21 protein-coding genes and 1 tRNA gene are annotated in these 24,624 nt (G+C 72.1%); 17 read left to right on the plus strand and 5 right to left on the minus strand.

All coding sequences use genetic code 11. From position 1 onward, the window contains the following. Positions 1-156: 156 nt before the first annotated feature. Complete coding sequence (locus tag ACZ53N_RS28210) at positions 157-768, minus strand: SACE_7040 family transcriptional regulator (RefSeq protein ID WP_469143620.1); 612 nt, start codon at positions 766-768, stop codon at positions 157-159. An 88-nt stretch (positions 769-856) separates the two neighbouring features. On the opposite strand from ACZ53N_RS28210, the gene ACZ53N_RS28215 reads away from it, so the two are divergent. The 7 genes from ACZ53N_RS28215 (at position 857) to glmS (ending at position 10,142) form a co-directional block, all read left to right on the plus strand. Continuing rightward, on the plus strand, positions 857-2,488 hold the full coding sequence (locus ACZ53N_RS28215; RefSeq protein ID WP_469143621.1) for a carboxyl transferase domain-containing protein: 1,632 nt from the start codon (positions 857-859) through the stop codon (positions 2,486-2,488). A 26-nt stretch (positions 2,489-2,514) separates the two neighbouring features. Beyond that, complete coding sequence (locus ACZ53N_RS28220; protein ID WP_469143622.1) at positions 2,515-4,833, plus strand: acetyl/propionyl/methylcrotonyl-CoA carboxylase subunit alpha; 2,319 nt, start codon at positions 2,515-2,517, stop codon at positions 4,831-4,833. Then, positions 4,830-5,768, plus strand: a complete 939-nt coding sequence (locus ACZ53N_RS28225) for a hydroxymethylglutaryl-CoA lyase (RefSeq protein ID WP_469143623.1) — start codon at positions 4,830-4,832, stop codon at positions 5,766-5,768. The genes ACZ53N_RS28220 and ACZ53N_RS28225 overlap by 4 nt, the downstream gene beginning before the upstream one ends. 3 nt (positions 5,769-5,771) lie before the next feature. Beyond that, positions 5,772-6,932: an acyl-CoA dehydrogenase family protein gene (locus ACZ53N_RS28230; protein ID WP_469143624.1), complete on the plus strand. Its 1,161-nt coding sequence runs from the start codon at positions 5,772-5,774 to the stop codon at positions 6,930-6,932. A gap of 32 nt (positions 6,933-6,964) precedes the next feature. After that, complete coding sequence (locus ACZ53N_RS28235; RefSeq protein WP_469143625.1) at positions 6,965-7,885, plus strand: DUF4429 domain-containing protein; 921 nt, start codon at positions 6,965-6,967, stop codon at positions 7,883-7,885. A gap of 100 nt (positions 7,886-7,985) precedes the next feature. Further along, complete coding sequence (locus ACZ53N_RS28240) at positions 7,986-8,261, plus strand: hypothetical protein (protein WP_469143626.1); 276 nt, start codon at positions 7,986-7,988, stop codon at positions 8,259-8,261. Positions 8,262-8,321: 60 nt separating this feature from the next. Further along, complete coding sequence (gene glmS / locus ACZ53N_RS28245; RefSeq protein WP_469143627.1) at positions 8,322-10,142, plus strand: glutamine--fructose-6-phosphate transaminase (isomerizing); 1,821 nt, start codon at positions 8,322-8,324, stop codon at positions 10,140-10,142. Positions 10,143-10,552: 410 nt separating this feature from the next. On the opposite strand, the gene ACZ53N_RS28250 is transcribed toward glmS, so the two are convergent. After that, positions 10,553-11,074, minus strand: a complete 522-nt coding sequence (locus ACZ53N_RS28250; RefSeq protein ID WP_130877956.1) for a universal stress protein — start codon at positions 11,072-11,074, stop codon at positions 10,553-10,555. 341 nt (positions 11,075-11,415) lie between these two features. Here ACZ53N_RS28250 and ACZ53N_RS28255 point away from each other — a divergent pair, with 341 nt between their 5' ends. The 9 genes from ACZ53N_RS28255 (at position 11,416) to ACZ53N_RS28295 (ending at position 20,346) form a co-directional block, all read left to right on the plus strand. Further along, the gene (locus tag ACZ53N_RS28255) at positions 11,416-11,748 is read left to right on the plus strand and encodes a hypothetical protein (protein WP_469143628.1); all 333 of its coding nucleotides are present in this window, start codon (positions 11,416-11,418) and stop codon (positions 11,746-11,748) included. 368 nt (positions 11,749-12,116) lie between these two features. Continuing rightward, positions 12,117-13,484 carry a helix-turn-helix domain-containing protein gene (locus ACZ53N_RS28260; protein WP_469143629.1) on the plus strand — a complete coding sequence of 456 codons (1,368 nt, stop codon included), beginning with the start codon at positions 12,117-12,119 and terminating at the stop codon, positions 13,482-13,484. 5 nt (positions 13,485-13,489) lie between these two features. After that, positions 13,490-14,095 carry an oligoribonuclease gene (orn, locus tag ACZ53N_RS28265; RefSeq protein WP_130877958.1) on the plus strand — a complete coding sequence of 202 codons (606 nt, stop codon included), beginning with the start codon at positions 13,490-13,492 and terminating at the stop codon, positions 14,093-14,095. A 98-nt stretch (positions 14,096-14,193) separates the two neighbouring features. Beyond that, positions 14,194-14,266: transfer RNA gene (locus ACZ53N_RS28270), tRNA-His, on the plus strand. A 150-nt stretch (positions 14,267-14,416) separates the two neighbouring features. Further along, positions 14,417-15,385 (plus strand): hydroxymethylbilane synthase, encoded by a 969-nt coding sequence (gene hemC / locus ACZ53N_RS28275; protein WP_469143630.1) that lies wholly within the window; start codon positions 14,417-14,419, stop codon positions 15,383-15,385. 164 nt (positions 15,386-15,549) lie between these two features. Further along, entirely contained in the window at positions 15,550-16,887 is a 1,338-nt protein-coding gene (locus ACZ53N_RS28280) for an ABC transporter substrate-binding protein (protein WP_469143631.1), read from the plus strand. Beyond that, complete coding sequence (locus ACZ53N_RS28285) at positions 16,884-17,909, plus strand: carbohydrate ABC transporter permease (protein WP_469143632.1); 1,026 nt, start codon at positions 16,884-16,886, stop codon at positions 17,907-17,909. The genes ACZ53N_RS28280 and ACZ53N_RS28285 overlap by 4 nt, the downstream gene beginning before the upstream one ends. A 9-nt stretch (positions 17,910-17,918) precedes the next feature. Then, positions 17,919-18,833, plus strand: a complete 915-nt coding sequence (locus tag ACZ53N_RS28290) for a carbohydrate ABC transporter permease (RefSeq protein ID WP_469143633.1) — start codon at positions 17,919-17,921, stop codon at positions 18,831-18,833. Between the two features lie 70 nt (positions 18,834-18,903). Then, positions 18,904-20,346 (plus strand): GH1 family beta-glucosidase, encoded by a 1,443-nt coding sequence (locus ACZ53N_RS28295; RefSeq protein ID WP_469143634.1) that lies wholly within the window; start codon positions 18,904-18,906, stop codon positions 20,344-20,346. A gap of 46 nt (positions 20,347-20,392) precedes the next feature. Here ACZ53N_RS28295 and ACZ53N_RS28300 read toward each other — a convergent pair whose 3' ends face one another. After that, entirely contained in the window at positions 20,393-21,262 is an 870-nt protein-coding gene (locus tag ACZ53N_RS28300; RefSeq protein ID WP_469143635.1) for a spermidine synthase, read from the minus strand. A 245-nt stretch (positions 21,263-21,507) separates the two neighbouring features. Further along, on the minus strand, positions 21,508-21,969 hold the full coding sequence (locus ACZ53N_RS28305; protein WP_469143667.1) for a hypothetical protein: 462 nt from the start codon (positions 21,967-21,969) through the stop codon (positions 21,508-21,510). A 266-nt stretch (positions 21,970-22,235) separates the two neighbouring features. Between ACZ53N_RS28305 and ACZ53N_RS28310 the strand changes: the two genes are divergently transcribed. Continuing rightward, positions 22,236-23,660 carry a tetratricopeptide repeat protein gene (locus ACZ53N_RS28310; protein ID WP_469143636.1) on the plus strand — a complete coding sequence of 475 codons (1,425 nt, stop codon included), beginning with the start codon at positions 22,236-22,238 and terminating at the stop codon, positions 23,658-23,660. Positions 23,661-23,838: 178 nt separating this feature from the next. Here the strand turns inward: ACZ53N_RS28310 and ACZ53N_RS28315 are convergent, their stop codons facing one another. Continuing rightward, complete coding sequence (locus ACZ53N_RS28315; RefSeq protein WP_469143637.1) at positions 23,839-24,432, minus strand: histidine phosphatase family protein; 594 nt, start codon at positions 24,430-24,432, stop codon at positions 23,839-23,841. Between the last annotated feature and the right edge of the window lie 192 nt (positions 24,433-24,624).

The raw sequence follows: 24,624 nt of genomic DNA on the forward strand, positions 1-24,624 counted from the left end.
CCCCCCCCCCCCCCCCCCCCCCCCCCCCCCCCCCCCCCCCCCCCCCCCCCCCCCCCCCCCCCCCCCCCCCCCCCCCCCCCGCGCCCGCAGGGCGCCCGCCGCCGCAGGCGGCAAAGACGGCCCGCAGCCGACAGGCCGCCGGCAACCGGAGTGGCCCTAAAGGGCCTTAAGCGCTCCGAGCGCCAGACGCCGCAGCAACGCGGCCGTGGCCGTCCGGCCGGGAAGCGCGGCGGGGCGGCTGAGGTGCGGGGTGGAGTTGAGCAGGCCGAAGACGGCATGCACGGCGGCGCGCACGTCGGCCTCGGTGGCGTCCGGGTGGAGTCGGCGGACGACGTCGACCCACAGCTCCACGTACTGGCGCTGGAGGGAGCGCACCTGCTTGCGGTCACTGTCGCGCAGCTGGCCCAGCTCACGGTCGTGGAGGGTGATCAGCGCCCGGTCGTCCAGGGCGAAGTCGATATGACCGTCGATGAGCGAGTGGAGCACCGCGGCGGGGCCGCCGCCCGCCTCGGCCGCCTCGGCGACGCGCGCGCGGCCGCCCGCGAAGAGCCGCTCGCTGATCCCCACCAGCAGCTCCGCCAGCATCGCGTCCTTGCCCGCGAAGTGCCGGTAGAGCCCGGGGCCGCTGATGCCGACCGCCGCCCCTATCTCGTCCACCCCGACGCCGTGGAAGCCGCGCTCGGCGAAGAGCCGGGCGGCCTCCCGGAGGATCTGCTCACGGCGGGTGAGGGCGGGGGCGGGCTGAAGGCGGGTTGCTGCGTCGGTCACGAAATCAATTCTAGACAGCGGCGTTAGTGGTCGTTAACCTGAGCGAAACGTGTTAACGCTCATTAACCGAGCAAGGGAGCTCGAGTCCATGCAGCAGGCACCGGTGCTGGGGAGCACCGCAGATCCGGCGTCCGACGCCTGGCGGGCCAATGAGGCCGCCCACCGCGAGCTGGCCGCCGGACTGCGGGAGAGGCTCGCCGCCGCGCGGCTGGGCGGGGGCGAGAAGGCCCGCGCACGGCACACCGCACGCGGAAAGCTGCTCCCGCGCGACCGGGTGGACGCGCTGTTGGACCCCGGGTCGCCGTTCCTGGAGCTCGCTCCGCTGGCGGCCGAGGGGATGTACGGCGGGGCCGCCCCGGCGGCGGGCGTCATCTCCGGCATCGGGCGGGTCGCCGGGCGCGAGGTGGTGATCGTCGCCAACGACGCCACGGTCAAGGGCGGCACGTACTACCCGATGACCGTCAAGAAGCATCTGCGCGCCCAGGAGGTCGCGCTGGAGAACCGGCTCCCCTGCCTGTATCTCGTGGACTCCGGCGGCGCCTTCCTCCCGCTGCAGGACGAGGTCTTTCCCGACCGTGACCACTTCGGCCGCATCTTCTACAACCAGGCCCGGATGTCCGGCGCCGGCATCCCGCAGATCGCGGCGGTGCTCGGCTCCTGCACGGCGGGTGGCGCCTACGTCCCGGCGATGAGCGACGAGGCAGTGATCGTGCGCGACCAGGGCACGATCTTCCTCGGTGGCCCGCCGCTGGTGAAGGCCGCGACGGGCGAGGTCGTCACGGCGGAGGAGCTGGGCGGCGGCGAGGTCCACTCCAAGGTCTCGGGCGTCACCGACCACCTCGCCGAGGACGACGCGCACGCCCTGCGGATCGTGCGGAACATCGTGGCCACCCTCCCCGTCCGCAGCCCGCTGCCCTGGCCGGTGGAGCCCGCCGAGGAGCCCCGGGTGGACCCCCGGGGGCTCTACGGCGCGGTCCCGGTCGACTCCCGCACCCCCTATGACGCGCGCGAGATCATCGCGCGGATCGTCGACGGCTCCCGCTTCCAGGAGTTCAAGGCGGAGTTCGGGCAGACCCTGGTGACCGGCTTCGCCCGGATCCACGGCCACCCGGTGGGCATCGTCGCCAACAACGGCATCCTCTTCTCCGAATCCGCCCAGAAGGGCGCGCACTTCATCGAGCTGTGCGACCAGCGCGGCATCCCCCTGCTCTTCCTGCAGAACATCTCCGGCTTCATGGTCGGGCGCCAGTACGAGGCGGGCGGCATCGCCAAGCACGGCGCGAAGATGGTCACGGCGGTGGCCTGCACCCGCGTCCCCAAGCTCACCGTCGTCGTCGGCGGTTCGTACGGCGCGGGCAACTACTCGATGTGCGGCCGGGCCTACTCCCCCCGCTTCCTGTGGATGTGGCCCAACGCCAAGATCTCCGTGATGGGCGGCGAGCAGGCCGCGTCCGTCCTCGCCACCGTCAAGCGGGACCAGCTCGAAGCGCGCGGTGAGGAGTGGAGCGCGGCCGACGAGGACGCCTTCCGGGCACCGATCCGCGAGCAGTACGAGACGCAGGGCAGCGCCTATTACGCCACCGCCCGGCTGTGGGACGACGGGGTGATCGACCCGTTGGAGACCCGTCAGGTGCTGGGCCTCGCGCTGACCGCCTGCGCCAACGCCCCGCTGCCCGCGAAGGACCCGTCGGCGCCCGGCTACGGCGTCTTCCGGATGTGAGCGCCCTCATGACAAGCGGAGACTCCATGTTCGACACCGTCCTGGTCGCCAACCGCGGCGAGATCGCGGTCCGCGTCATCCGTACGCTCCGCGCGCTCGGCATCCGCTCGGTCGCCGTGTTCAGCGACGCCGACGCGGACGCCCGCCATGTGCGCGAGGCGGACACGGCCGTACGGATCGGCCCCGCGGCGGCCGCCGAGAGCTATCTGTCCGTCCCGCGCCTGCTGGCGGCCGCGGCGCGCAGCGGCGCGCAGGCCGTCCACCCCGGCTACGGCTTCCTCGCGGAGAACGCCGCCTTCGCCCGCGCCTGCACGGACGCCGGGCTGGTCTTCATCGGCCCGCCCGCCGGGGCGATCCAGCTGATGGGCGACAAGATCCGCGCCAAGGAGACCGTGCGGGCGGCGGGCGTGCCCGTCGTGCCGGGCTCCTCCGGCAGCGGTCTGACCGACGCGGAGCTGTCGGCCTCGGCCCGGGAGATCGGCATGCCCGTGCTGCTCAAGCCCTCGGCGGGCGGCGGCGGCAAGGGCATGCGGCTCGTCCGCGACGAGACGCTGCTGGGCGAGGAGATCGCCGCGGCCCGGCGCGAGGCCCGGGGCTCCTTCGGTGACGACACGCTGCTGGTCGAGCGGTGGGTCGACCGCCCCCGGCACATCGAGATCCAGGTCCTGGCGGACGGCCACGGCAACGTGATCCACCTCGGCGAGCGCGAGTGCTCCCTCCAGCGCCGCCACCAGAAGATCATCGAGGAGGCGCCGTCCCCCTTCCTCGACGAGGCCACCCGCGCGGCGATGGGCGAGGCCGCCGTGCAGGCGGCGCGCTCCTGCGGATACACGGGCGCGGGCACGGTGGAGTTCATCGTGCCGGGCGACGACCCCTCCTCGTACTACTTCATGGAGATGAACACCCGCCTCCAGGTCGAGCACCCCGTCACCGAGCTGATCACGGGGCTGGACCTCGTCGAATGGCAGGTGCGGGTCGCCGCCGGCGAGCGGCTGGACCGGACCCAGGCCGAGGTGACGCTGACCGGCCACGCGGTCGAGGCCCGCATCTGCGCGGAGACCGCGCGGCCGACGGCCGACGGCCGGGTGGACTTCCTGCCCTCGGCGGGCACGGTGCTCGCCCTGGGCGAACCGACGGGCGAGGGCGTGCGGGTGGACTCCGGCCTCGCCGAGGGCACGGAGGTCGGCACCTCCTACGACCCGATGCTGGCCAAGGTCATCGCGTACGGCCCGGACCGCCCGACGGCACTGCGCCGACTGCGTGCCGCCCTCGCGGAGACGACCGTCCTGGGCGTGGACACCAACGCCGGCTTCCTGCGCCGACTGCTGGACCACCCGTCGGTGGTCTCGGGCGCGCTGGACACGGGACTGGTCGACCGGGACGCGGTGGCGCTGGTGCGGGCGTCCGTCCCGGACGAGGTGTACGTGGCGGCGGCGTTGCTGCGCCAGTCGGCGCTGGAGCCGGGCGCACTCCGTGCGGGTGGCTGGGTGGACCCCTTCTCCGTCCCGACGGGCTGGCGCCTGGGCGGAGAGGCCGCGTGGACGGTCCACCATCTGCGGGTGCCGGGCCAGGAGCCGGTGGCGGTGGAGGTGCGCGGCGGCGCGGCGGAGGCGGAGATCCGTCTGCCGGGGGGCTCCGCCCGGGGTTCGGGGACGGGCGCCGTGCCGGACGCGGCGCCCGGTGCCCCGGCCAGGGAACCCGGCTGTTCTGCCCCGGTCTCGGGGACGGACGCCGTGCCGGACGCGGAGGTCCGCCCGCCGGGGGGCTCCGCCCCGGGTTCGGGAACGGGCACCGCGACGAATGCGGCAGTCCGCCCGCCCGGCGCGGCGGCCGGTCCCCCGGCCACGGAACCCGGCGGACCGCGCAGCGCGAAGCTGCTGTTCGTCCGGAGCCCCGGGGGTCTGCCCCCCGCGCGGCGAAGCCGCACATCGACACAGCCGGGGAGGGACGGGGCCGGGGAAGTCACCATCGACATCGACGGCCTCACCCACACCTTCACCCACACCACCAGCCCGGATGGCACCTGGCTCGGCCGTGACGGCGACGCCTGGCACGTCCAGGATCACGACCCCACCGACGCCCGCGGCGGCGCCGGGGCCGCGCACGCCGGGGCGCTGACCGCGCCGATGCCCGGCACGGTCACCGTCGTGAAGGCCGCCGTCGGCGACGCCGTGACCGCCGGGCAGAGCCTGCTCGTCGTGGAGGCGATGAAGATGGAGCACGTCATCTCCGCGCCGCACGACGGGACCGTCACCGAGCTGGAGGTGACGGCGGGCGCCACCGTCGCCATGGACCAGGTCCTGGCCGTCGTCACCCCCGCCGACGCCCCTCAGGAGGAGTCATGACCGAGGGACTTCCGATGGTCGTGCCGGAGCCCGGTCTCCCGGACCGCGTCCGGATCCACGAGGTCGGCCCGCGCGACGGGCTGCAGAACGAGAAGACGGTCGTCCCCGTCGAAGTGAAGGCGGAGTTCATCCGCCGGCTCGCCGACGCCGGGCTCACCACCATCGAGGCGACGAGCTTCGTGCACCCCAAGTGGGTGCCCCAGCTCGCCGACGCCGAGCAGCTGATGCCGATGCTCGACGGCGTCACGGCCCGCCTTCCCGTCCTGGTGCCGAACGAGCGCGGCCTGGACCGCGCGCTCGCCCTCGGTGTGCGTGAGATCGCCGTGTTCGGCAGCGTCACGGAGTCGTTCGCCAAGGCCAACCTCAACCGCACGGTCGACGAGTCGCTGGAGATGTTCGCGCCCGTCGTGGCCACGGCACGGGAGGCGGGCGTCACCGTGCGCGGCTACCTCTCGATGTGCTTCGGCGACCCCTGGGAAGGGGCCGTGCCCGTCGGGCAGGTCGCGCGGGTCGCCCGCCGGCTGCTGGACCTCGGCTGCGACGAGCTGAGCCTCGGCGACACCATCGGCGTCGCCACCCCCGGTCACGTCACGGCGGTCCTGACCGCACTGGGCGCGGTGGGCGTTCCGGCCGAGCGGCTCGCCGTGCACTTCCACGACACCTATGGCCAGGCCCTGTCCAACACCCTGGCCGCCCTGCGCCACGGCGTGCGCGTCGTCGACGCCTCCGCCGGCGGCCTCGGCGGCTGCCCCTACGCGAAGAGCGCCACCGGAAACCTCGCCACCGAGGACCTCGTGTGGATGCTCGACGGCCTCGGTATCGACACCGGGGTCGACCTCGGCCGGCTCACCGCCACAAGCGTGTGGATGGCCGGCCACCTGGGGCGGCCCAGCCCGTCCCGCACCGTCCGCGCCCTCTCCCACCAGGAGCTTTGAGCCATGTCGCTGGACCACCGCCTCTCCCCGGAGCACGAGGCACTGCGCCGTACCGTGCAGGAGTTCGCACACGACGTCGTCGCCCCGAAGATCGGCGACTTCTACGAGCGCCACGAGTTCCCCTACGAGATCGTGCGGGAGATGGGCCGCATGGGCCTGTTCGGGCTGCCCTTCCCCGAGGAGTACGGCGGGATGGGCGGCGACTATCTGGCGCTCGGTCTCGCCCTGGAGGAGCTGGCCCGCGTCGACTCCTCCGTGGCGATCACCCTGGAGGCCGGCGTCTCGCTGGGCGCGATGCCGATCTTCCGTTTCGGCACCGAGGAACAGCGGCAGGAGTGGCTGCCCAAGCTGTGCTCCGGCCAGATGCTGGGCGCGTTCGGCCTGACCGAGCCCGAGTGCGGTTCGGACGCGGGCGGCACCCGCACCACCGCCCGGCTGGACGAGGCCACGGACGAGTGGGTGATCAACGGCACCAAGTGCTTCATCACCAACTCGGGCACGGACATCACGGGTCTGGTCACGGTCACCGCCGTCACCGGCCGCGACGAGGACGGCAAGCCGCGCATCTCGTCGATCATCGTGCCCTCGGGCACGCCCGGCTTCACCGTCGCGGCCCCTTATTCCAAGGTCGGCTGGAACGCCTCGGACACCCGCGAGCTGTCCTTCTCCGACGTCCGGGTGCCCGCCGCGAATCTGCTGGGCGAGCAGGGCCGCGGGTACGCCCAGTTCCTGCGCATCCTCGACGAGGGCCGGATCGCGATCTCGGCGCTGGCGACGGGCCTCGCCCAGGGCTGTGTCGACGAGTCGGTGTCCTACGCCAAGGCCCGGGAGGCGTTCGGCAAGCCGATCGGCGCCAACCAGGCGATCCAGTTCAAGCTCGCCGACATGGAGATGCGGGCGCACACGGCGCGGATCGCGTGGCGCGACGCCGCGTCGCGGCTGCTGCACGGCGAGCCGTTCAAGAAGGAGGCGGCGCTGGCCAAGCTCTACTCCTCCGAGATCGCCGTCACCAACGCCCGCGAGGCCACGCAGATCCACGGCGGCTACGGCTTCATGAACGAGTACCCCGTGGCCCGCATGTGGCGGGACTCCAAGATCCTGGAGATCGGCGAGGGCACGAGCGAGGTCCAGCGGATGCTGATCGCCCGCGAGTTGGGCCTGTAGGGCACCCTCGCGCGCCTGCGAGAATCTCCTTCATGGCTGAGATCCTCCAGAAGGACGGTACGTGGGCGTTCGACGGCGACTCGATACGGATCGTGCCCGGGCGCGAGCGTGGGGTGCACCTGCTGCGCCAGACGCTGGGTGAGCTGGCCGTCCCGCTGACGGCCGTGGCGGGCATCGCCTTCGAGCCGGGCCGCAAGGGCGGCCGGCTGCGACTGCGACCGCGCGACGGGGCCGACCCCCTGGCGCAGGCCGCGCGCGGCCGGCTGCCGGACGGCGCCGATCCGTATCAGCTGACGGTCGAGCCGGGCCGGACGGGCGTGGCGGAGTACTTCGTGGACGAGGTGCGCAACGCCCTGCTGCTGGAGCAGGTGCCCGACGGTCCCACGGACCGCTATCTGCTGCCGGGCCCGGCCGTGCCGCTGTCGGTGGGCGCCGGGGACGGCACCGTTTCCTTCGACGGTGAGTGGGTCCGGCTGGAGTGGAACTGGATGACCGAGGAGGGCAAGAAGTCCGCCGGGACGCGCACCTTCCCGGTGGGCGACATCCAATCGGTGGAGTGGCTGCCCTCCCACGGCCTGGAGAACGGCTATCTGCGCTTCGTCCTGGTCAAGGGGGCCACCAAGGCCCCGCCGAAGCACGACCCGCACGCGATCGAGCTGTACGGCTTCAAGAAGGACCCGCTGATGGCGCTGGCGGCGGCCGCGGTCCTGGCCCGGCTGCCGCACCCCTCGGGAGCGGGCGCGGCGGACCGTCCCGCACTCATCAAGACCTTGCCGCCCGGCGCTCCCGTCACGTCCGCCGCCCCCGAGACGGACGGCGGCCCCTCCGCCCCGGCCTCCGATCATGACGCGCTGCTGCGGCGCCTGCGTGAGCTGGGCGAGCTGCACCAGAGCGGAATTCTCACCGCCGAGGAGTTCGCGGCGGCGAAACAGGCCGTACTCAAGCGCTTCTAATCCGACATTTCTGGGCTCTCCCCACCCTTTCGATCTTCACTCCTGCCCGATATCGGGCAGGATTCTTGCGAAAGGCCTCGACACCCCTCAGTATCAACGGGTGCTCGAACGCCGTATGACCCATGACGACCTGGTGGACCACCTGGTGCGCAGCACGCCGCTTCAGCGCGGCGAGGCCGCCCGGGTGGTCCTGGACGTCCTGGCGTACTTCGACGAGACGACCGAGGCCTTCGTGCGTCGCCGACACCGCGAGCTCCAGTCCGGGGGACTGAACAACGCGGAGATCTTCGAGCGGATCGCGGCGGAGCTGCCGCACCGCGCGGTGGCGCCACCCGAGCTCTCGCTGCGGCAACTGCGCCGCATCGTCTACGGCTGAGACCGGCGGCTCCTGCCGCCGCCGAGCATCACTGATCGTTTGCCTGGGAGGGTCAACACCATGTGTGGAATCGTCGGTTATATCGGTAAGCGCGACGTCGCGCCGCTGCTGCTGGAGGGCCTCCAGCGCCTGGAGTACCGCGGCTACGACTCCGCCGGTATCGCCCTGCACGCGAGCGGCAAGACGGGCGGCCTGAAGTCCGCCAAGGCCAAGGGCCGCGTCCGTGAGCTGGAGGCGCGCCTGCCCAAGCGCTTCAACGGCACCACCGGCATCGCCCACACCCGCTGGGCCACCCACGGCGCGCCCAACGACGTCAACGCCCACCCGCACCTGGACGCCGAGGAGAAGGTCGCCGTCGTCCACAACGGCATCATCGACAACGCCTCCGACCTGCGCGCCAAGCTGACGGCCGAGGGCTTCGTCTTCGTCTCCGACACCGACACCGAGGTCCTCGCCCACCTCATCGCCCGCTCCGAGGCCGGCACGCTGGAGGAGAAGGTCCGCGAGGCCGTGGGGCACATCGAGGGCACGTACGGCATCGCCGTCCTGCACGCCGACTTCCCGGACCGCATCGTCGTGGCCCGCAACGGCTCCCCCGTGGTGCTGGGCATAGGCGAGAAGGAGATGTTCGTCTCCTCCGACGTCGCCGCGCTGGTCAGCCACACCCGCCAGGTCGTCACCCTCGACGACGGCGAGATGGCCACGCTCCGGGCCGAGGACTACCGCACGTACACCACCGAGGGTTCCTCCACCTCGGCGCAGCCGACCACCGTGGAGTGGGAGGCCGAGTCGTACGACATGGGCGGCCACGACACGTACATGCACAAGGAGATCCACGAGCAGGCGGACGCGGTCGACCGCGCGCTGCGCGGCCGGATCGACGACCGCTTCTCCACCGTGCACCTGGGCGGCCTGAACCTCGACGCCCGTGACGCGCGCGCCGTGCGCCGGGTGAAGATCCTCGGCTGCGGCACCTCGTACCACGCCGGCCAGATCGGCGCACAGATGATCGAGGAGCTGGCGCGGATCCCCGCGGACGCCGAGCCGGCCTCCGAGTTCCGCTACCGCAACCCGGTCGTGGACCCCGACACCCTCTACATCGCGGTCTCCCAGTCCGGCGAGACCTACGACGTCCTCGCGGCCGTCCAGGAGCTCAAGCGCAAGGGCGCCCGCGTCCTGGGCCTGGTCAACGTGGTCGGCTCGGCGATCGCCCGCGAGACCGACGGCGGCATCTACGTGCACGCCGGCCCCGAGGTCTGCGTCGTCTCCACCAAGTGCTTCACCAACATGGTGGTCTCCTTCGGCCTGCTCGCCCTGCACCTGGGCCGCACCCGCGACCTGTCCGTCGCCGACGGCAAGCGGATCATCGCGGGCCTGCGCAAGCTGCCCGAGCAGATCGCCGAGATCCTGGCGAACGAGGGCGAGATCGAGAAGCTGGCCGGCGAGTACGCCGACGCCAAGTCGATGATGTTCATCGGCCGCGTCCGGGGCTACCCCGTGGCCCGCGAGGCCTCGCTGAAGCTCAAGGAGGTCTCGTACATCCACGCCGAGGCCTACCCGGCGTCCGAGCTCAAGCACGGCCCGCTGGCCCTGATCGAGCCCGCCATGCCGACGGTCGCGATCGTGCCGAACGACGACCTGCTGGAGAAGAACCGCGCCGCGCTCGAGGAGATCAAGGCCCGCTCCGGCCGCATCCTCGCCGTCGCGCACCAGGTGCAGGAGAAGGCCGACCACACGATCGTGGTGCCGAAGAACGAGGACGAGCTGGACCCGATCCTCATGGGCATCCCGCTCCAGCTCCTCGCCTACTACACGGCGAAGGCCATGGGCCGCGACATCGACAAGCCGCGCAACCTGGCGAAGTCCGTCACGGTCGAATAAGACCCGGGCGAGCTCAAGGGAGCGGCCTGTCCCCGCAACCATCAATTGAGCAGCCCCTGCGGCGACCAGCCACCTCCGCGAAAGCGGCGGCGGTTCAGCCGCAAAAAGGGGACGGTCTTCCCCGCACGTGCCACCACGCGCGCGGGGAGGACCGCCTCCCCTGCGCCGGCGTTGCCCGCACGCCGGCGGTGATGCCGCCGGTCCCGGGAACCGTCACTTCCCGTCCGGCAGCACGTCACATGTAGCGGGTTCTACCCGCCACCGGGGCACTATCCACCTCTACGCGCGAGTAGATTCATCCGCCTTGTCAAGGCGGAATCGACGCCATCCCGGGGCGCGTGGCGGCACCATCTCCCGTACAGCGCATTCGAGTTGAGGTACGGCCGAGCGTCCGCCGCCGACGACGGTGATTACGGGATGACGACGACCGGCCGCTGTGCGCGCCGCGCCAGCCGCCCCGCGACGGAACCGAAGATCCGGCCGACCAGGCCGTGGGTGGAGCCGACCACGATCGCGTCCGCCGCGTACTCCCGGCCGACTTCCTCCAGTTCGTGGCAAATGTCCCCACCGCGCTCGACGAGGATCCACGGCACCTCGGACAGATAGTCCGCACAGGCCAGTTCGAGGCCGAGCACTTCCGTCCGGTGATCGGGAACGTCCACGAAGACCGGCGGCTCACAGCCCGCCCATACGGTCGTCGGCAGCCGGTTGGCCACATGGACGATGATCAGCCCGGAGCCCGAGCGCCGGGCCATCCCGATTGCATATGCAAGCGCTCGCTCGCTCGACGTGGAACCGTCGAAGCCCACCACGACACCGTGCTGGAACGCCGGATCGCAGGAATGACGTGTTTCTTCCGCCGCTTCGGGGTGCGCCGCTTGATCGGCGACCCGCTTGCGGTCCGCGGGTTCGGAGAATTCGTGACCGGCCATCGGTGTCTCGGCGAAGGAGTCCTCTTGCGGAGGGGGATCGACGGGGGCTGATTGGAGTTGTCGAGGGGGGACAGGCCAGATGATCAAGGACGAAAAAATCCGTCCGGGATTCATCTTTTCAAGTGCTTACCCCCCAGGGTACGGCGCCACTCGTCGGCTGCCCAGAGGCCGCCCGGCCAGGCCCGCCGGATCCACACCCCCCGGGGCGTTCCCCGGAGCATGCACGAGGGCGGCGCGCAGCGCAATGCCCCGGCCATGGTCCTGATGCCCGCTTCCCCAGTGACCCCGGGGCCGGCCGGGCGTTGTACTACCGCCAGCAGCCGCCACCAGGGAGCCGTTCCGTGACCGGAACCCGCGAGTCCGCCCGCGCCGACGCCACCGAAGGGGAATCCCCCGATCCGGTGAGCGACGTAGTCCGCTGGGCGGCCTTCAGCTGCGTCCTGGTCCCCATCGTCCTGCTGATGTGCGGTCAGTCCTTCGGCGGCGCCGCCGGCACGGCGGCCGGTCTGGTGGCGGTCACCTGCGCCTGCCACGCCCTGCTGCGCCAGTCGGAGCGCAGCGCCGCCCGGGTGGCGGCGGAACAGACGATTCCGCACCGCGGCAGGCGCGGCCGGACCGGTACCGGTTCGCACCGCGGAGCGCGTCATCCGGGCACTGCCCATCCGGTCGACTGACGGCCTCGCACGGCTGCACCCGTAGGTTTTCAGCCAAGTTGGGGCCGAACTCCATCCCTTGGCCAAAGCACCCCCCAACAGCCGGTCGACCAGCAAGGAAAGGACCGTTGAGGGCGGTTGCGCCCTACGGGGATTGGGCATGGGCGAGAGGCGTACTTTTCACCGGGGCCTGCAAGTGCAACGCTTCGTGATCGAACGCTTCGCGCCAAGTTGTCATGTCGACATAGAGCCGGGTGGTGAACTGGTCACCGCGTCTCCATTCGACGCAGTAGATTCGATCTTGGCCATGACCGGCGGGGGAACCGTTCAGGACCGAGGGGAAACGTGCAGGACCGAGAGGACTCGACCGCCGAGGGGGGCTTAGCGCCATGAGCCAGGACTCCACGACCGTACCGGAGACCGCGCGCAAGCTCTCCGGACGCCGCCGCCGGGAGATCGTCGCAGTGCTGCTATTCAGCGGCGGCCCCATCTTCGAAAGCTCCATTCCGCTCTCCGTGTTCGGCATCGACCGACAGGACGCAGGAGTCCCCCGCTACCGATTGCTGGTGTGCGCGGGCGAAGATGTGCCATTGCGAACAACCGGCGGCCTTGAACTGACCGCACCGTACGGCCTGGAGGCACTCTCCAGGGCGGGCACTGTCGTGGTGCCCGCTTGGCGGTCGATCACCCAGCCGCCACCGACCGCAGCACTCGACGCACTGCGCCGCGCCCATGAAGAGGGCGCCCGCATCGTCGGGCTGTGCACCGGGGCCTTTGTACTGGCCGCCGCGGGACTGCTCGACGGCAGGCCCGCCACCACCCATTGGATGTACGCGCCCACGCTCGCCAAGCGCTATCCGTCGGTCCACGTGGACCCGCGGGAGCTCTTCGTGGACGACGGTGACGTACTGACCTCCGCGGGCACCGCGGCAGGCATCGACCTGTGCCTGCACATCGTCCGCACCGACCACGGCGCCGACGCGGCGGGGGCCCTGGCCCGTCGTCTCGTCGTACCGCCACGCCGCAGCGGCGGGCAGGAGCGTTATCTCGACCGGTCTTTACCGGAGGAGATCGGCGCCGACCCGCTCGCCGAGGTCGTCGCCTGGGCGCTGGAGCACCTCCACGAGCAGTTCGACGTGGAGACCCTGGCGGCGCGCGCCTATATGAGCAGGCGCACCTTCGACCGGAGGTTCCGCTCGCTCACCGGGAGCGCTCCGCTGCAATGGCTGATCACCCAGCGGGTGCTTCAGGCGCAGCGGCTCCTGGAGACCTCGGACTATTCCGTCGACGAGGTCGCCGGGCGCTGCGGCTTCCGCTCGCCGGTGGCCCTGCGCGGCCACTTCCGCCGGCAGCTGGGGTCCTCCCCCGCCGCCTACCGGGCCGCCTACCGGGCGCGCCGGCCGCAGAGCGGTCCGGCCGACCGGCCGGAGCGTGGCGAGCGTCCGGACCGTCCGGACAGAGGGGACCGCTTCGAGCGGCAGGATCTGCCCGAGCAGCGGCCCGGGGAGTCCTCGGTGATGGCGATGCGGCGGACGGCCATGGCCGGCGCCCATGCCGTGACCGGCGCTTCCCTCGCACCTCCACCACCACATGGCGGACATAGTGGTCATTCCGGACCTGGCGGGCACCTCGGCCATGGATCCGGACACGGGTCCGGTCATGGCGGCCACGGCGGTCTCGGCCCCGAGCCCGGCAAGCCGGAGTCCGATCTCTACAGCCCACGCCTGCCCGGCCAGCGGGAACGCCCCGTAGGGTGAGACGTATGAACGATCGCATGGTGTGGATCGACTGCGAGATGACCGGGCTCTCGCTGTCGGACGACGCGCTCATCGAGGTGGCCGCCCTGGTCACCGACTCTGAGCTGAACATCCTCGGCGACGGCGTGGACATCGTCGTCCGCCCGCCCGCCGAGGCCCTGACCACCATGCCCGAGGTGGTGCGCCAAATGCACACGGCCTCCGGGCTGCTCGCGGAGCTGGACGGCGGGACGACGCTCGAGGACGCGGAGCGTCAGGTCCTGGCGTACGTACGCAAGCACGTCCCGGAGCCGGGCAAGGCCCCGCTGTGCGGAAACTCGGTCAGCACCGACCGTGGCTTCCTGCTGCGGGACATGCCCGAGCTGGAGAACCACCTGCACTACCGGATCGTCGACGTGTCCTCGGTGAAGGAGCTGGCCCGGCGCTGGTTCCCCCGCTCCTACTTCAGCAGTCCGAAGAAGAGCGGCAACCACCGGGCACTCGCCGACATCAAGGAGTCGATCGCCGAGCTCCGCTACTACCGCGAGGCGATCTTCGTACCGCAGCCCGGCCCGGACTCGGACACCGCGAAGGCCATCGCGGCCAAGCACGTCCTGCCCGCTCAGGGATAGTGACGCAGCTCGCTCCCGGAACGCGTGTCATCTGGGAGCGAGCACCCCTGAAGACCCTGTACACTTTTTCTCAGCCGGTGGGAAACGCACCGGACATGGTGGGTATAGCTCAGCTGGCAGAGCACCTGGTTGTGGTCCAGGATGTCGCGGGTTCAAGTCCCGTTACTCACCCTGTATGACGAAGGCCCGGTCTGTGAGAACAGACCGGGCCTTCGTCGTGTCCCCGCCGCTTCTTCTTCCCCCTCCTGGCTGATCCCTCGTCAGCGGGACGGCGTCCCGGAGCCGGTACCGGGGTCCGGGCGACGTGCCATGGTGCTTTCTGTGAACCCCTCCCCCCACAGCCGCCCGCTGCGCATCGGCACCCGCAAGAGCCCCATGGCGCTGGCCCAGACCGAGCGGGTCCGCGAGCTGTTGCTCAAACTCGATCCCGCTCTCCGCCTCGACGTGGTCCCCATCGAGACGGAGGCCGACCAATGGCAGGGCGATCTCTCGAAGCTCGGCGGGAAGGGCCTCTTCGTCAAGGCCATCGACCTCCGGCTGCAGGACGGCGACATCGACCTGGCCGTCCACTGCCTGAAGGACGTCCCCGGCGACGGCCCCCTCCCCGAGGGCCTGGTCTTCGCGGCGATGCTGCCGCGCGACGACGCCCGCGACGTCCTCGTCGTGCCCGAGGGCTCCGCGGTGCGCACGCTCGCCGATCTGCCCGCCGGGGCGCACGTGGGCTCCTCCTCCGTACGCCGCCGGGCCCAGCTCGGCCGCGCCCGGCCGGACCTGCGGGTCGTCCGGGTGCGCGGCACCGTCGGCACCCGCCTCGGCAAGCTCGACGGCACGAAGGCCATGACCCCGGCGCTCGACGCGCTGGTCGTGGCGGCCTCCGGACTCGAACGGCTCGAGCTGCGACAGCGGGCCCGGCAGGTCTTCACCGTCGACGAGCTCCTGCCCGCCGTCGGCGCCGGGGTCCTGGTGCTGGAGTGCCGCCGCGCCGACGGCGACCTCCTCGCGCTGCTCCGGCAGCTGGGCGACGCGCGGACGCTGGCGGAGGCCACGGCGGAACGGGCGATGCTGTACGGCCTGCGCGGTCACTGCAACTCCCCCATCGCGGGGTACTGCGACACCGAGGTCGACGGGCGGCTCTCGCTGCGCGGCATGGTCTTCGACGAGACCGGGTCCACATTCGTCCGCGCCCACATCCGGGGCTCCGCCGACGACCCGGTGGACCTCGGCGGCCGGGTCAGCACCGAGCTCCTCCGCCAGGGAGCGGCCGGGCTCATCGCCGGAACCGTCCACTGAGCCACCCCCTCGCACACCCATCCCGGTGACTTCGACAAGACACGCCCTCACCCTTTCGGGTAGTGGCGACGTCGGCGACACGCGCGGCCCTTCAATGAGCTGGAGGCGGGGCGGCCGCCCCGCCTTTCCTCTAGGGCCTGCCCGGCGGAATCAGGAGGACGCCATTGCGCGGCAGCACGTGCGCCCACCGGCGGCGGGCGGTGATCCTCGGGGCCGTCGTCGCGCTCGGCGCGCATCTCCTCGGTGGCTGCGCCCAGGACGGCGGCCCCACCGCGAGCGGCACCGGGGGCGCCGGGAGCGGCAGCAGCGGGAAGACCACGATCACGATCGGCACCTTCGGCGTCTTCGGCTACAAACAGGCCGGGCTCTACGCGGAGTACGAGCGGCTGCACCCGGACGTGACGATCAAGGAGAGCGTGATCGAGCGCAACGACGCCTACTACCCGCAGTTGCTGACCCACCTCGCGGCGGGCGGCGGACTCGCCGACATCCAGGCCGTGGAGGTCGCCAACATCAACGAGGTGGCCACGACGCTGTCCGGCAAGTTCGAGGACCTGTCGAAGGCGGCGGGGGTGCGCCGGAGCGACTGGCTCGACTGGAAGTGGCAGCAGGCCACGGACCGGAAGGGCCGGACGGTCGGGCTCGGCACGGACATCGGGCCGATCGCCGTCTGCTACCGGAAGGACCTCTTCGAGAAGGCCGGGCTGCCCACGGACCGGGAGGCGGTCGGCAGGCTGTGGGCCGGTGACTGGCAGAAGTACATCGACACGGGCAAGGCGTACAAGAAGCGGGCACCGGCCGGCACCGTCTTCACCGACTCGGCCGCCGGGATCTACAACGCGTCGATCCACGCCTACCCCGAGCGCTACTACGACCGGCGCGGCAAGGCGATCTACGCGAAGAGCCCGGCCGTCAAGGCGTCCTGGGACCTGGCCGTGCAGGCGGCGCGGGGCGGGCTGACCGCACGGCTCAAACAGTTCGAGAAGCCGTGGGACCAGGCGTACGCGAACGGGCGCTTCGCCACGGTCGCCTGCCCGCCGTGGATGCTCGGCTACATCAAGGAGAAGGCGGGCGAGGCGGGCAGGAACAAGTGGGACGTGGCCGCCGCGCCCAGGCCCGCCAACTGGGGCGGCTCCTTCATCGGCGTGCCGAAGGCCGCCCGGCACAAGGCCGAGGCGATCAGGCTCGCGGTCTGGCTGACCGCGCCCGCGCAGCAGGCCAAGCTCTTCGACCGGCAGGCGAGCATCCCCTCCACCCCCTCCTCGTACGACATGCCGCAGGTCAGGAACGCCAGGCACCCCTACTTCGGCGGCGCCCCGACGGGGCGGATCTTCGCCGCGGCGGCCAAGGGCATCCCCACCTTGGTGATCGGCCCCGACGAGCAGCAGATCGGCACCGCCTTCACCGATATCGGGCTGCTCCAGATCGACCAGCAGGGCAGGTCCCCACGCGAGGCCTGGAAGGCGACGCAGAAGGAGATCGAGAACGCGGTGGAGGAATGACCACGACCGCCACCGCGGCCCGTGGCGCGGGCGCGGGTGACGAGGGCGCCGGGAACGAGGGCGAAGACCCGCGGCGACGCCCGGACCGCAGCCCCGGTCACGGCCGGGCGGGCCGGGTGCGCGGCCGGCTCCACCGGTGGGACGTCCGCTACAGCCCGTACGCCTTCGTCGCGCCGTTCTTCCTCTTCTTCGCCGCCTTCGGGCTCTTTCCCCTCCTCTATACGGGCTGGGCGTCACTGCACCGCGTGGAACTGGCCGCCCCGGACGACATGCGGTGGGTGGGGCTGCGCAACTACACCCGGCTGCTGGACGACGACTTCTTCTGGAACGCCCTGGGCAACACCTTCACCATCGGCGTCCTGTCGACCGTCCCCCAGCTGCTGATGGCCCTGGGCCTGGCCCATCTGCTGCACTACCGGCTGCGCGCCGCGAACTTCTGGCGCGTCGCGCTGCTCACCCCGTACGCCACCTCGGTCGCCGCCGCGACGCTCGTCTTCGTCCTGCTCTACGGGCGCGACTACGGGATGGTCAACTGGGCCCTGGGCGTGGCGGGGATCGACCCGGTCGACTGGCAGAGCGGCACCTGGACCTCACAGTTCGCGGTCTCCTCGATCGTGATCTGGCGGTGGACGGGCTACAACGCGCTGATCTACCTGGCCGCCATGCGGGCCGTACCGGACGAGCGCTACGAGGCGGCGGCCCTCGACGGCGCCTCCCGGTGGCAGCAGTTCCGGCATGTGACCGTGCCCGCGCTGCGGCCGACGATCCTCTTCACAATCGTGGTGTCGACGATCGGGGCGACTCAACTCTTCGGTGAGCCCCTGCTGTTCGGCGGGGCGGGCGGCCAGAAGGGCGGCGCCTCCCACCAGTTCCAGACCCTCGGTCTCTATCTCTACGAACAGGGATGGTTTTCCTTCCACCTCGGGCGCGCCTGTGCCGTCGCCTGGACGATGTTCCTGATCCTGCTGCTGATCGCCGCGGTCAACGCGACCGTCGCGCGACGACTGCGCGAGAGTCATTGAGGGGCTGCCGTGACGACGACCACGACGACCGACCAGCCGGCTCCCGCGCCTGCCCCGGGCGGCCCGCCCGGGCCGGGGCCGGGGGTCGGCACCCGGCGCGCGGGACGACAGCTGCACGGCGGCCCCGTCGCCTACGCGGTGCTGGCGCTGTTCACCGTGGGCTCGCTGTTCCCCTTGGTGTGGACGGCGGTCGCCGCCTCGCGGGACAGCTCCCGGCTCGCCCGGACCCCGCCGCCGTTGTGGTTCGGCAGCAATCTGGCGCGGAACCTGGGGACGGCGTGGACCGACGCCAACATGGGCCTCGCGCTGTTCAACACCGTGCTGGTGGCGGGCACCATCGCACTGGGCACCGTGCTCTTCTGCACCGTCGCCGGGTTCGCCTTCGCCAAACTGCGCTTCCGGTTCAAGAGCGTCCTGCTGATGCTGACGATCGGCACGATGATGATCCCGCCGCAGCTCGGCGTGGTCCCCCTCTTCATGGTCGTCGCCGAGCTGGAGTGGACCGACCGGCTGCAGTCGGTGGTGCTGCCCACGCTCGTCAGCGCCTTCGGGGTCTTCTTCATGCGGCAGTACCTCGTGGAGGCGCTGCCCACCGAGCTGATCGAGGCGGCCCGCGTCGACGGCGCGAGCAGTTGGCGCGTCGTGTGGCACATCGTCTTCCCCGTCGCACGACCGGCGATGGCCGTCCTGGGCATGCTCTCCTTCGTGCAGGCGTGGAACGACTTCTTCTGGCCGATCATCGCGCTGACCCAGGAGAACCCGACCGTGCAGGTCGCCCTCACCGGGCTGGGCCGCGGCTATGTGCCCGACCAAGCCGTGATCATGGCCGGCGCGCTGCTGGGCACGCTGCCGCTGCTGCTCGCGTTCACGCTGTTCGGCAGGCAGATCGTCGGCGGCATCATGCAGGGCGCCGTCAAGGGCTGATCTCCCGGTGCCCGCTGCCCGTTCCCCCATGGCCCGCTCTCCCCATTCCCTCCACCTCGGGAGCGTCTCGATGACCCCTTCTCCGTCCCCCTCTACCTCCCCGTCTCCCTCCCCGTCCGTGAACTTCCCGCCCGGCTTCCTCTGGGGCGCGGCCACTGCCGCGTACCAGGTCGAGGGCGCCGCGCGGGAGGGCGGCCGGACCCCCTCCATCTGGGACGTCTTCGCCCGTGTCCCCGGCAAGGTGCTCGGCGGGGACACCGGGGACACCGCCACCGACCACTACCACCGCCTCCACGAGGACGTGGCGCTCATGGCGGAGCTCGGGCTGGGCGCGTACCGCTTCTCCGTCTCCTGGTCGCGCGTCCAACCCACCGGCCGGGGCCCGGCCTCCCGGCGCGGCCTCGACTTCTACCGCGCCCTCGTCGACGACCTCCTCGCGCACGGCATCCAGCCCATGCTGACCCTCTACCACTGGGACCTGCCGCAGGAGCTGGAGGCGGCCGGCGGCTGGCCGGAGCGCGAGACCGCACACCGCTTCGCGGACTACGCCCAGCTCGTCGCCGAGGCGCTGGGTGACCGGGTCGAGCTGTGGACCACCCTCAACGAGCCCTGGTGCAGCGCCTTCCTCGGCTACGGCTCGGGGGTGCACGCCCCGGGCCGTACCGACGAGGTCGCGGCGCTGCGTGCCGCGCACCATCTGAACCTGGCACACGGGCTCGGCGCGGCGGCACTGCGCGCGGTCCTCCCCGACCGGGCGCGGCTGTCCGTCGCCCTCAACCCCGGCGCGGTCAGGGCCCGCACCGCCTCGGCCGAGGACGTGGACGCGGCGCGCCGCGTCGACGCCCTGGCCACGCGTATCTTCACCGACCCCATGCTCCACGGCAGGTACCCCGACGACCTGCTGGCCGACACGGCGGGGATCACGGACTGGTCATTCGTGTACGACGGCGACCCGGGCACCATCAACCACCCCCTCGACGCGCTGGGCATCAATTACTACGCACCCACAGTGGTATCAGGCACCACTGACAGCCGCCCCTCGCGCGCGGACGGCCACGGGGGCGGCGAGCGGTCCCCTTGGCCCGGCGCGGACCGCGTCGCCTTCCACCAACCGCCCGGCAAACGGACGGCGATGGACTGGTCCGTCGACCCCACCGGCCTCTACGACCTGCTGACCCGCTTCGCCCGGGAGGCCCCCGGACTACCGCTCGTCGTCACCGAGAACGGTGCCGCCTACGACGACAAGCCGGACGGCGAGGGCGTGGTGCACGACCCGGAGCGCATCGCCTATCTGCACGCGCACCTCGACGCCGTGCGCCGCGCGATCGCCGACGGCGCGGACGTGCGGGGCTACTTCCTCTGGTCGCTGCTGGACAACTTCGAGTGGGCGTACGGCTACAGCAAGCGGTTCGGCGCGGTGTACGTCGACTACGCCACCCAGGCCCGTACGCCCAAGTCGAGTGCCCGGTGGTACTCCCAGGTGGTGCGCAGCGGGCAACTCCCGCCGTTCTGAGAGCCGTTCGGCGCTCTCCCGGACACTGCCTCTCCTGCTACCGCCTCTACGCGAAGGCGTCGGGCGGCGGCGCCGGAGAGGGCCGGGCCGCGGCGTCGGTGACCGGCGCCGCGCCGCCCGTGAAGTCGGCCAGCGCGCGGCCGTGTTCGACCCGCCCCTGGTGCGGGTCGGAGGCGGCCCGCCGGGTCAGCTCGGCGACCGGCAGCTCCCGGTCACAGGCCAGCAGCACGGCGTTGCCGAAGCGCCGCCCGCGCAGCACCGCCGGGTCGGCGGTCAGGGCCAGCTCGGGGAAAACGGCCGCCGCGGTCGCGATCTGCCCCTTCAGATGGGCGAGGGGCGGACCGTCCGCGAGGTTCGCCGCGTAGAAGCCGCCCGGGCGCAGGGCCCGGCGCACCTCCCCGGTGAACTCCACGCTGGTCAGGTGCGCGGGGGTGCGGGCGCCGCTGAAGACGTCGGCGATGATCAGGTCCGCCCAGCCGTCCGGCACCTTGGCGAGGCCTTCCCGGGCGTCGCCGCCGCGCACCCGGATCCGCCAGCCGCCGTCCAGGGGCAGCTCGGTGCGGACGAACTGGACGAGCGGCGCGTCGATCTCCACGATCTGCTGGGTCGAGCGGGGGCGGGTCGCGGCGACGTACCGGGCGAGGGTGAACGCCCCGCCGCCCAGGTGCAGCGCCTGGATCGGCTTGCCGGGCGGTGCCACGAGGTCGGCGATGTGGCCGAGGCGCCGCTGATAGGCGAAGTCGAGGTACGCGGGATCGTCGAGGTCCACATGGGACTGCGGGGCCCCGTCGATCAAAAGGGTGCGGCCGCGCGGCCGGTCCCGGTCGGGCACCAGCTCCGCCAGACCGCCGGCCACCTGCGCCGATACCGGCTCCGCGGTGCGCCCGCGCCCTTGTTTCTGCTTGCCCTTCGCCACCTGGCAAGTATCGCCCGTGGCCGGTACCACCGCTGCGCGGCGGTGCCCTCAATCGCCGGACGGGCTTGATTTGGCCGAGCCCGTCCCCATCCGCCCGCCCGGGCCAGGTTTCGGCTGAGCCCAGCCGAAACCAGCCCGCTGGGGGCACCTCCCAGCGGTAGCCGGGGGAGATTGAGGACGCGCCCGCGGCGCGCCCGCCACCGCAAGCGGCCAGGGCGGCCCGCAGCCGGCCAACCGCCGGGCGGCTAACGGCAGCGGTCCACGGCCGCAATCGTGCGGGCCGCCTCACCGAGCGCGGCCCTCAGTACGACGGGGTCGGTGGAAGAGGTGAAGGCCACGTCGGGCGGGACGAGCCAGCCGGTGCCGGAGACGGGGGGCTCGGTGAAGCCGCCCAGGGGGGCGCGGCCGTAGGTCTGCGTGCAGGCGCTGCCGGGCACGTCCCAGCCGGCGGCGGTGCCGGGCGGCACGAGAAAGCCGAGGGTGTCGCACGCGCCGTCGTGCAGGACGGGTCCCACACCGTCGCGCAGCCGCAGGATGTCGACCGCCTCCAAGCCCTGACGGGCGGGGACGGTGACGAGGTCGCACGGACCGGCGTCCTCGAAGAACGTCACGGGCGGGTACGGGAACGGGCTGCGATCCTGGCGCGGACGGTGCAGCGCCGTCGTAGCCGTCGTACGCGAACCACCGATGTCCACTCCGGCCTCCACCAAGGGAAACGCCTCCTCCGCCGTGGGCACTCCGCGTCGAGCGCACTCCAAGGATTCCAACGCCCCATCGCGTCAACGGCTACGGCGCACAGCCGCCGCAAAGGATGGCAGTTCATGGCGGATGGTGCGTGAGATATCCGTTTTGTAGCCAAACCGAGCGTAGTGAACAGCTCACAGCCGGTACGGTTTTCATGCCGCAAAGGCAAGTACAGCCGCCCGCCCCGGAGCACGCGCGGGGTGGCATTCGCCAGGGAGAGGGCCCGGCCATGGCGTCGTCCCACGCATCCTCGTCACCCCGCCCGAACACCGCCTTCCGGCAGTTGCGCGGACACCGCTCACCTGGCGAGTTCGCGGCGGCCGTACGGCGTGCGGCCCGTGAGATCGGCGAGCAGGTCTCCTGCGACGCGCGCTACATCGGACGTGTCGAATCCGGGGAGATCCGTTGCCCCAACTACGCCTACGAACGGGTGTTCCGGCACATGTTCCCCGGTCGCGAACCGGCGGACATGGGCTTCGCGCCACGGGACGCGGTACGCGGACGGGGGGCGCGCGGAGCGGGACGTGCGCCGTCCCCGCAATCCGAGATCCCCGAAGCGCCCCAGGACTCCACCCCCTCGGGGGAGCTCGCCGAAGGCGTCCCTGACAGCCCCTTCGACCGACCCTTCGACCGGCAGTGGTCGGACAGCACCAAGGAGAGCGACGTGTTGCGTCGCGCGTTCATGACCAGCGGCACGGCCGCGGTGGCCACCGCCTCGCTGGGCGGCGCCCCCGGCGCCCGCCCGCACCGCCGCGTCGGTGAGGCCGAGGCCTCCGCCGTCGAGCGGGCGGTGCGGCGCATCCGGGTCCTCGACGACCGGCACGGCGGTGACGGCCTCTACCGACGCGCCGCGCAGCCCCTGCGGATGGCGTACGAACTGCTCGACGCGGGCACCCGACGGCAGTCGGTCGCGGACCGGCTGCACGCCGGCGCGGGCGAACTGGCGATCTCGGTCGGCTGGCTGGCCCACGACTCGGGCCGGTTCGCCGACGCCCGCTCCCACTACGCCGAGGCCCTCGCCACCGCGCGGGTCGCGGGGGACGCTGCCCTGGAGGCGCACGCGTTCTGCAACACCGCGTTCCTCGCGCGCGACGCGGACCGGCCGAGAGAGGCCGTCCGCGCGGCGCAGGCCGCGCAGCGGGCGGGGCGGAAGCTTTCTTCGACCCGGCTGATGTCCTTGCTGACGCTGCGCGAGGCGGGCGGCTGGGCCGGGCTCGGGGACCGGCCGGCGTGCGAGGCGGCGCTGCTGCGGGCGCGAACGCTGTTCGGGCGGGGCACGGGGACGACAGACCCGGAGTGGATGACGTTCTTCGGCGAGGCGGAACTGGAGGGGCTGGAGGCGCAGTGCTGGTCGGTGCTCGGCGACTGGCCGCGCGCGGTGGAGCACGCGCGGCGGGCGGTCCACCTCCAGGACTCGCACTTCGCGCGCAACACGGCGCTGTTCACCGCGCAGCTCGCGGGCGACCTGGCCCGCGCCGGCCGCCCGGACGAGGCGGCGGCCGCGGGCGAACGCGTCCTGGACCTGCTCGACCAGGTCCGCTCCTCCCGCATCCGCGCGATGCTCGCCACCACGGCCCGCCTCCTGCGCCCGCACGAGCGCGATCCCGCCGTGGCGTCCTTCCTGACCCGCCAGTCGGCTACGCGCCTGGCGTGACGGGTGCGCCTCTCCGGACGGGCTGGTGGTGGCCGACCTCAGCCACAACCAGCCCGTCCGGCGCTTGAGGACGCGCCCGCAGGGCGCCCGCCGCCGCAGGCGGCAAGACGGCCCGCAGTCCGCAGGACACCGCACACAGGCCGCCCGCCGAGCGCGAAGCCGGGGTCACCCCGTACCGCTACGCGAGGTGCCCCGTGTCGTTCCAGCGTTCGATCGCCGGCGCGCCGTAGGCCCAGCCGAGGATGGAGAGCGAGGTCGGGTCGAGGCGGATGCGGGAGGCGAAGGAGACGTCGAGGCCGAGCCAGCGGGCACCGATGACGCGCAGGATGTGGCCGTGGGCGAAGATCAGCACGTCGCGGTCGGCCGAGCGGGCCCACTCCACGACCTCGTCCGCCCGCGCCCCGACCTCCGCCAGCGTCTCGCCCTCGGGGACGCCGTCGCGCCAGATGAGCCAGCCCGGCCGCGCCGCCTTGATCTCGTCCGGGGTCATGCCCTCGTACGCGCCGTAGTGGAACTCCATCAGCGCGTCCCACGTCGTGGCCCGGTCGCCGAAGCCGGCCAGGTCGCAGGTCTCCTTCGCGCGCACCAGCGGGCTGGTGCGGACCTCGACGCCCGGCAGCGCGTCCCACGGCTCGCGGTGCAGCCGCTCGCCGAGCAGCTTGGCCCCGCGCCGCCCCTCGTCGAGGAGCGGGATGTCCGTACGGCCGGTGTGCTTGCCGGAGAGCGACCACTCCGTCTGTCCGTGCCGGGCCAGCAGGATGCGCGGTGCCATGGAGGGGCCCCCTTCATAAGATGTGGGTGATTTTGGCGACAGATCGACAAGCTCGCCTGTCCCACCCCCATCATCGCTCACCCCTTTCACAGGCAACCCTGTGGCCATTTCAGGCGTCTCTGTCCTCACGACCCGTAGACCACCGCACAACAGCGGGCGAACAGGGTGTAGCCGGGAAGCCTCGGGGCGGTG

This window comes from Streptomyces sp. NPDC033229, assembly GCF_055576875.1.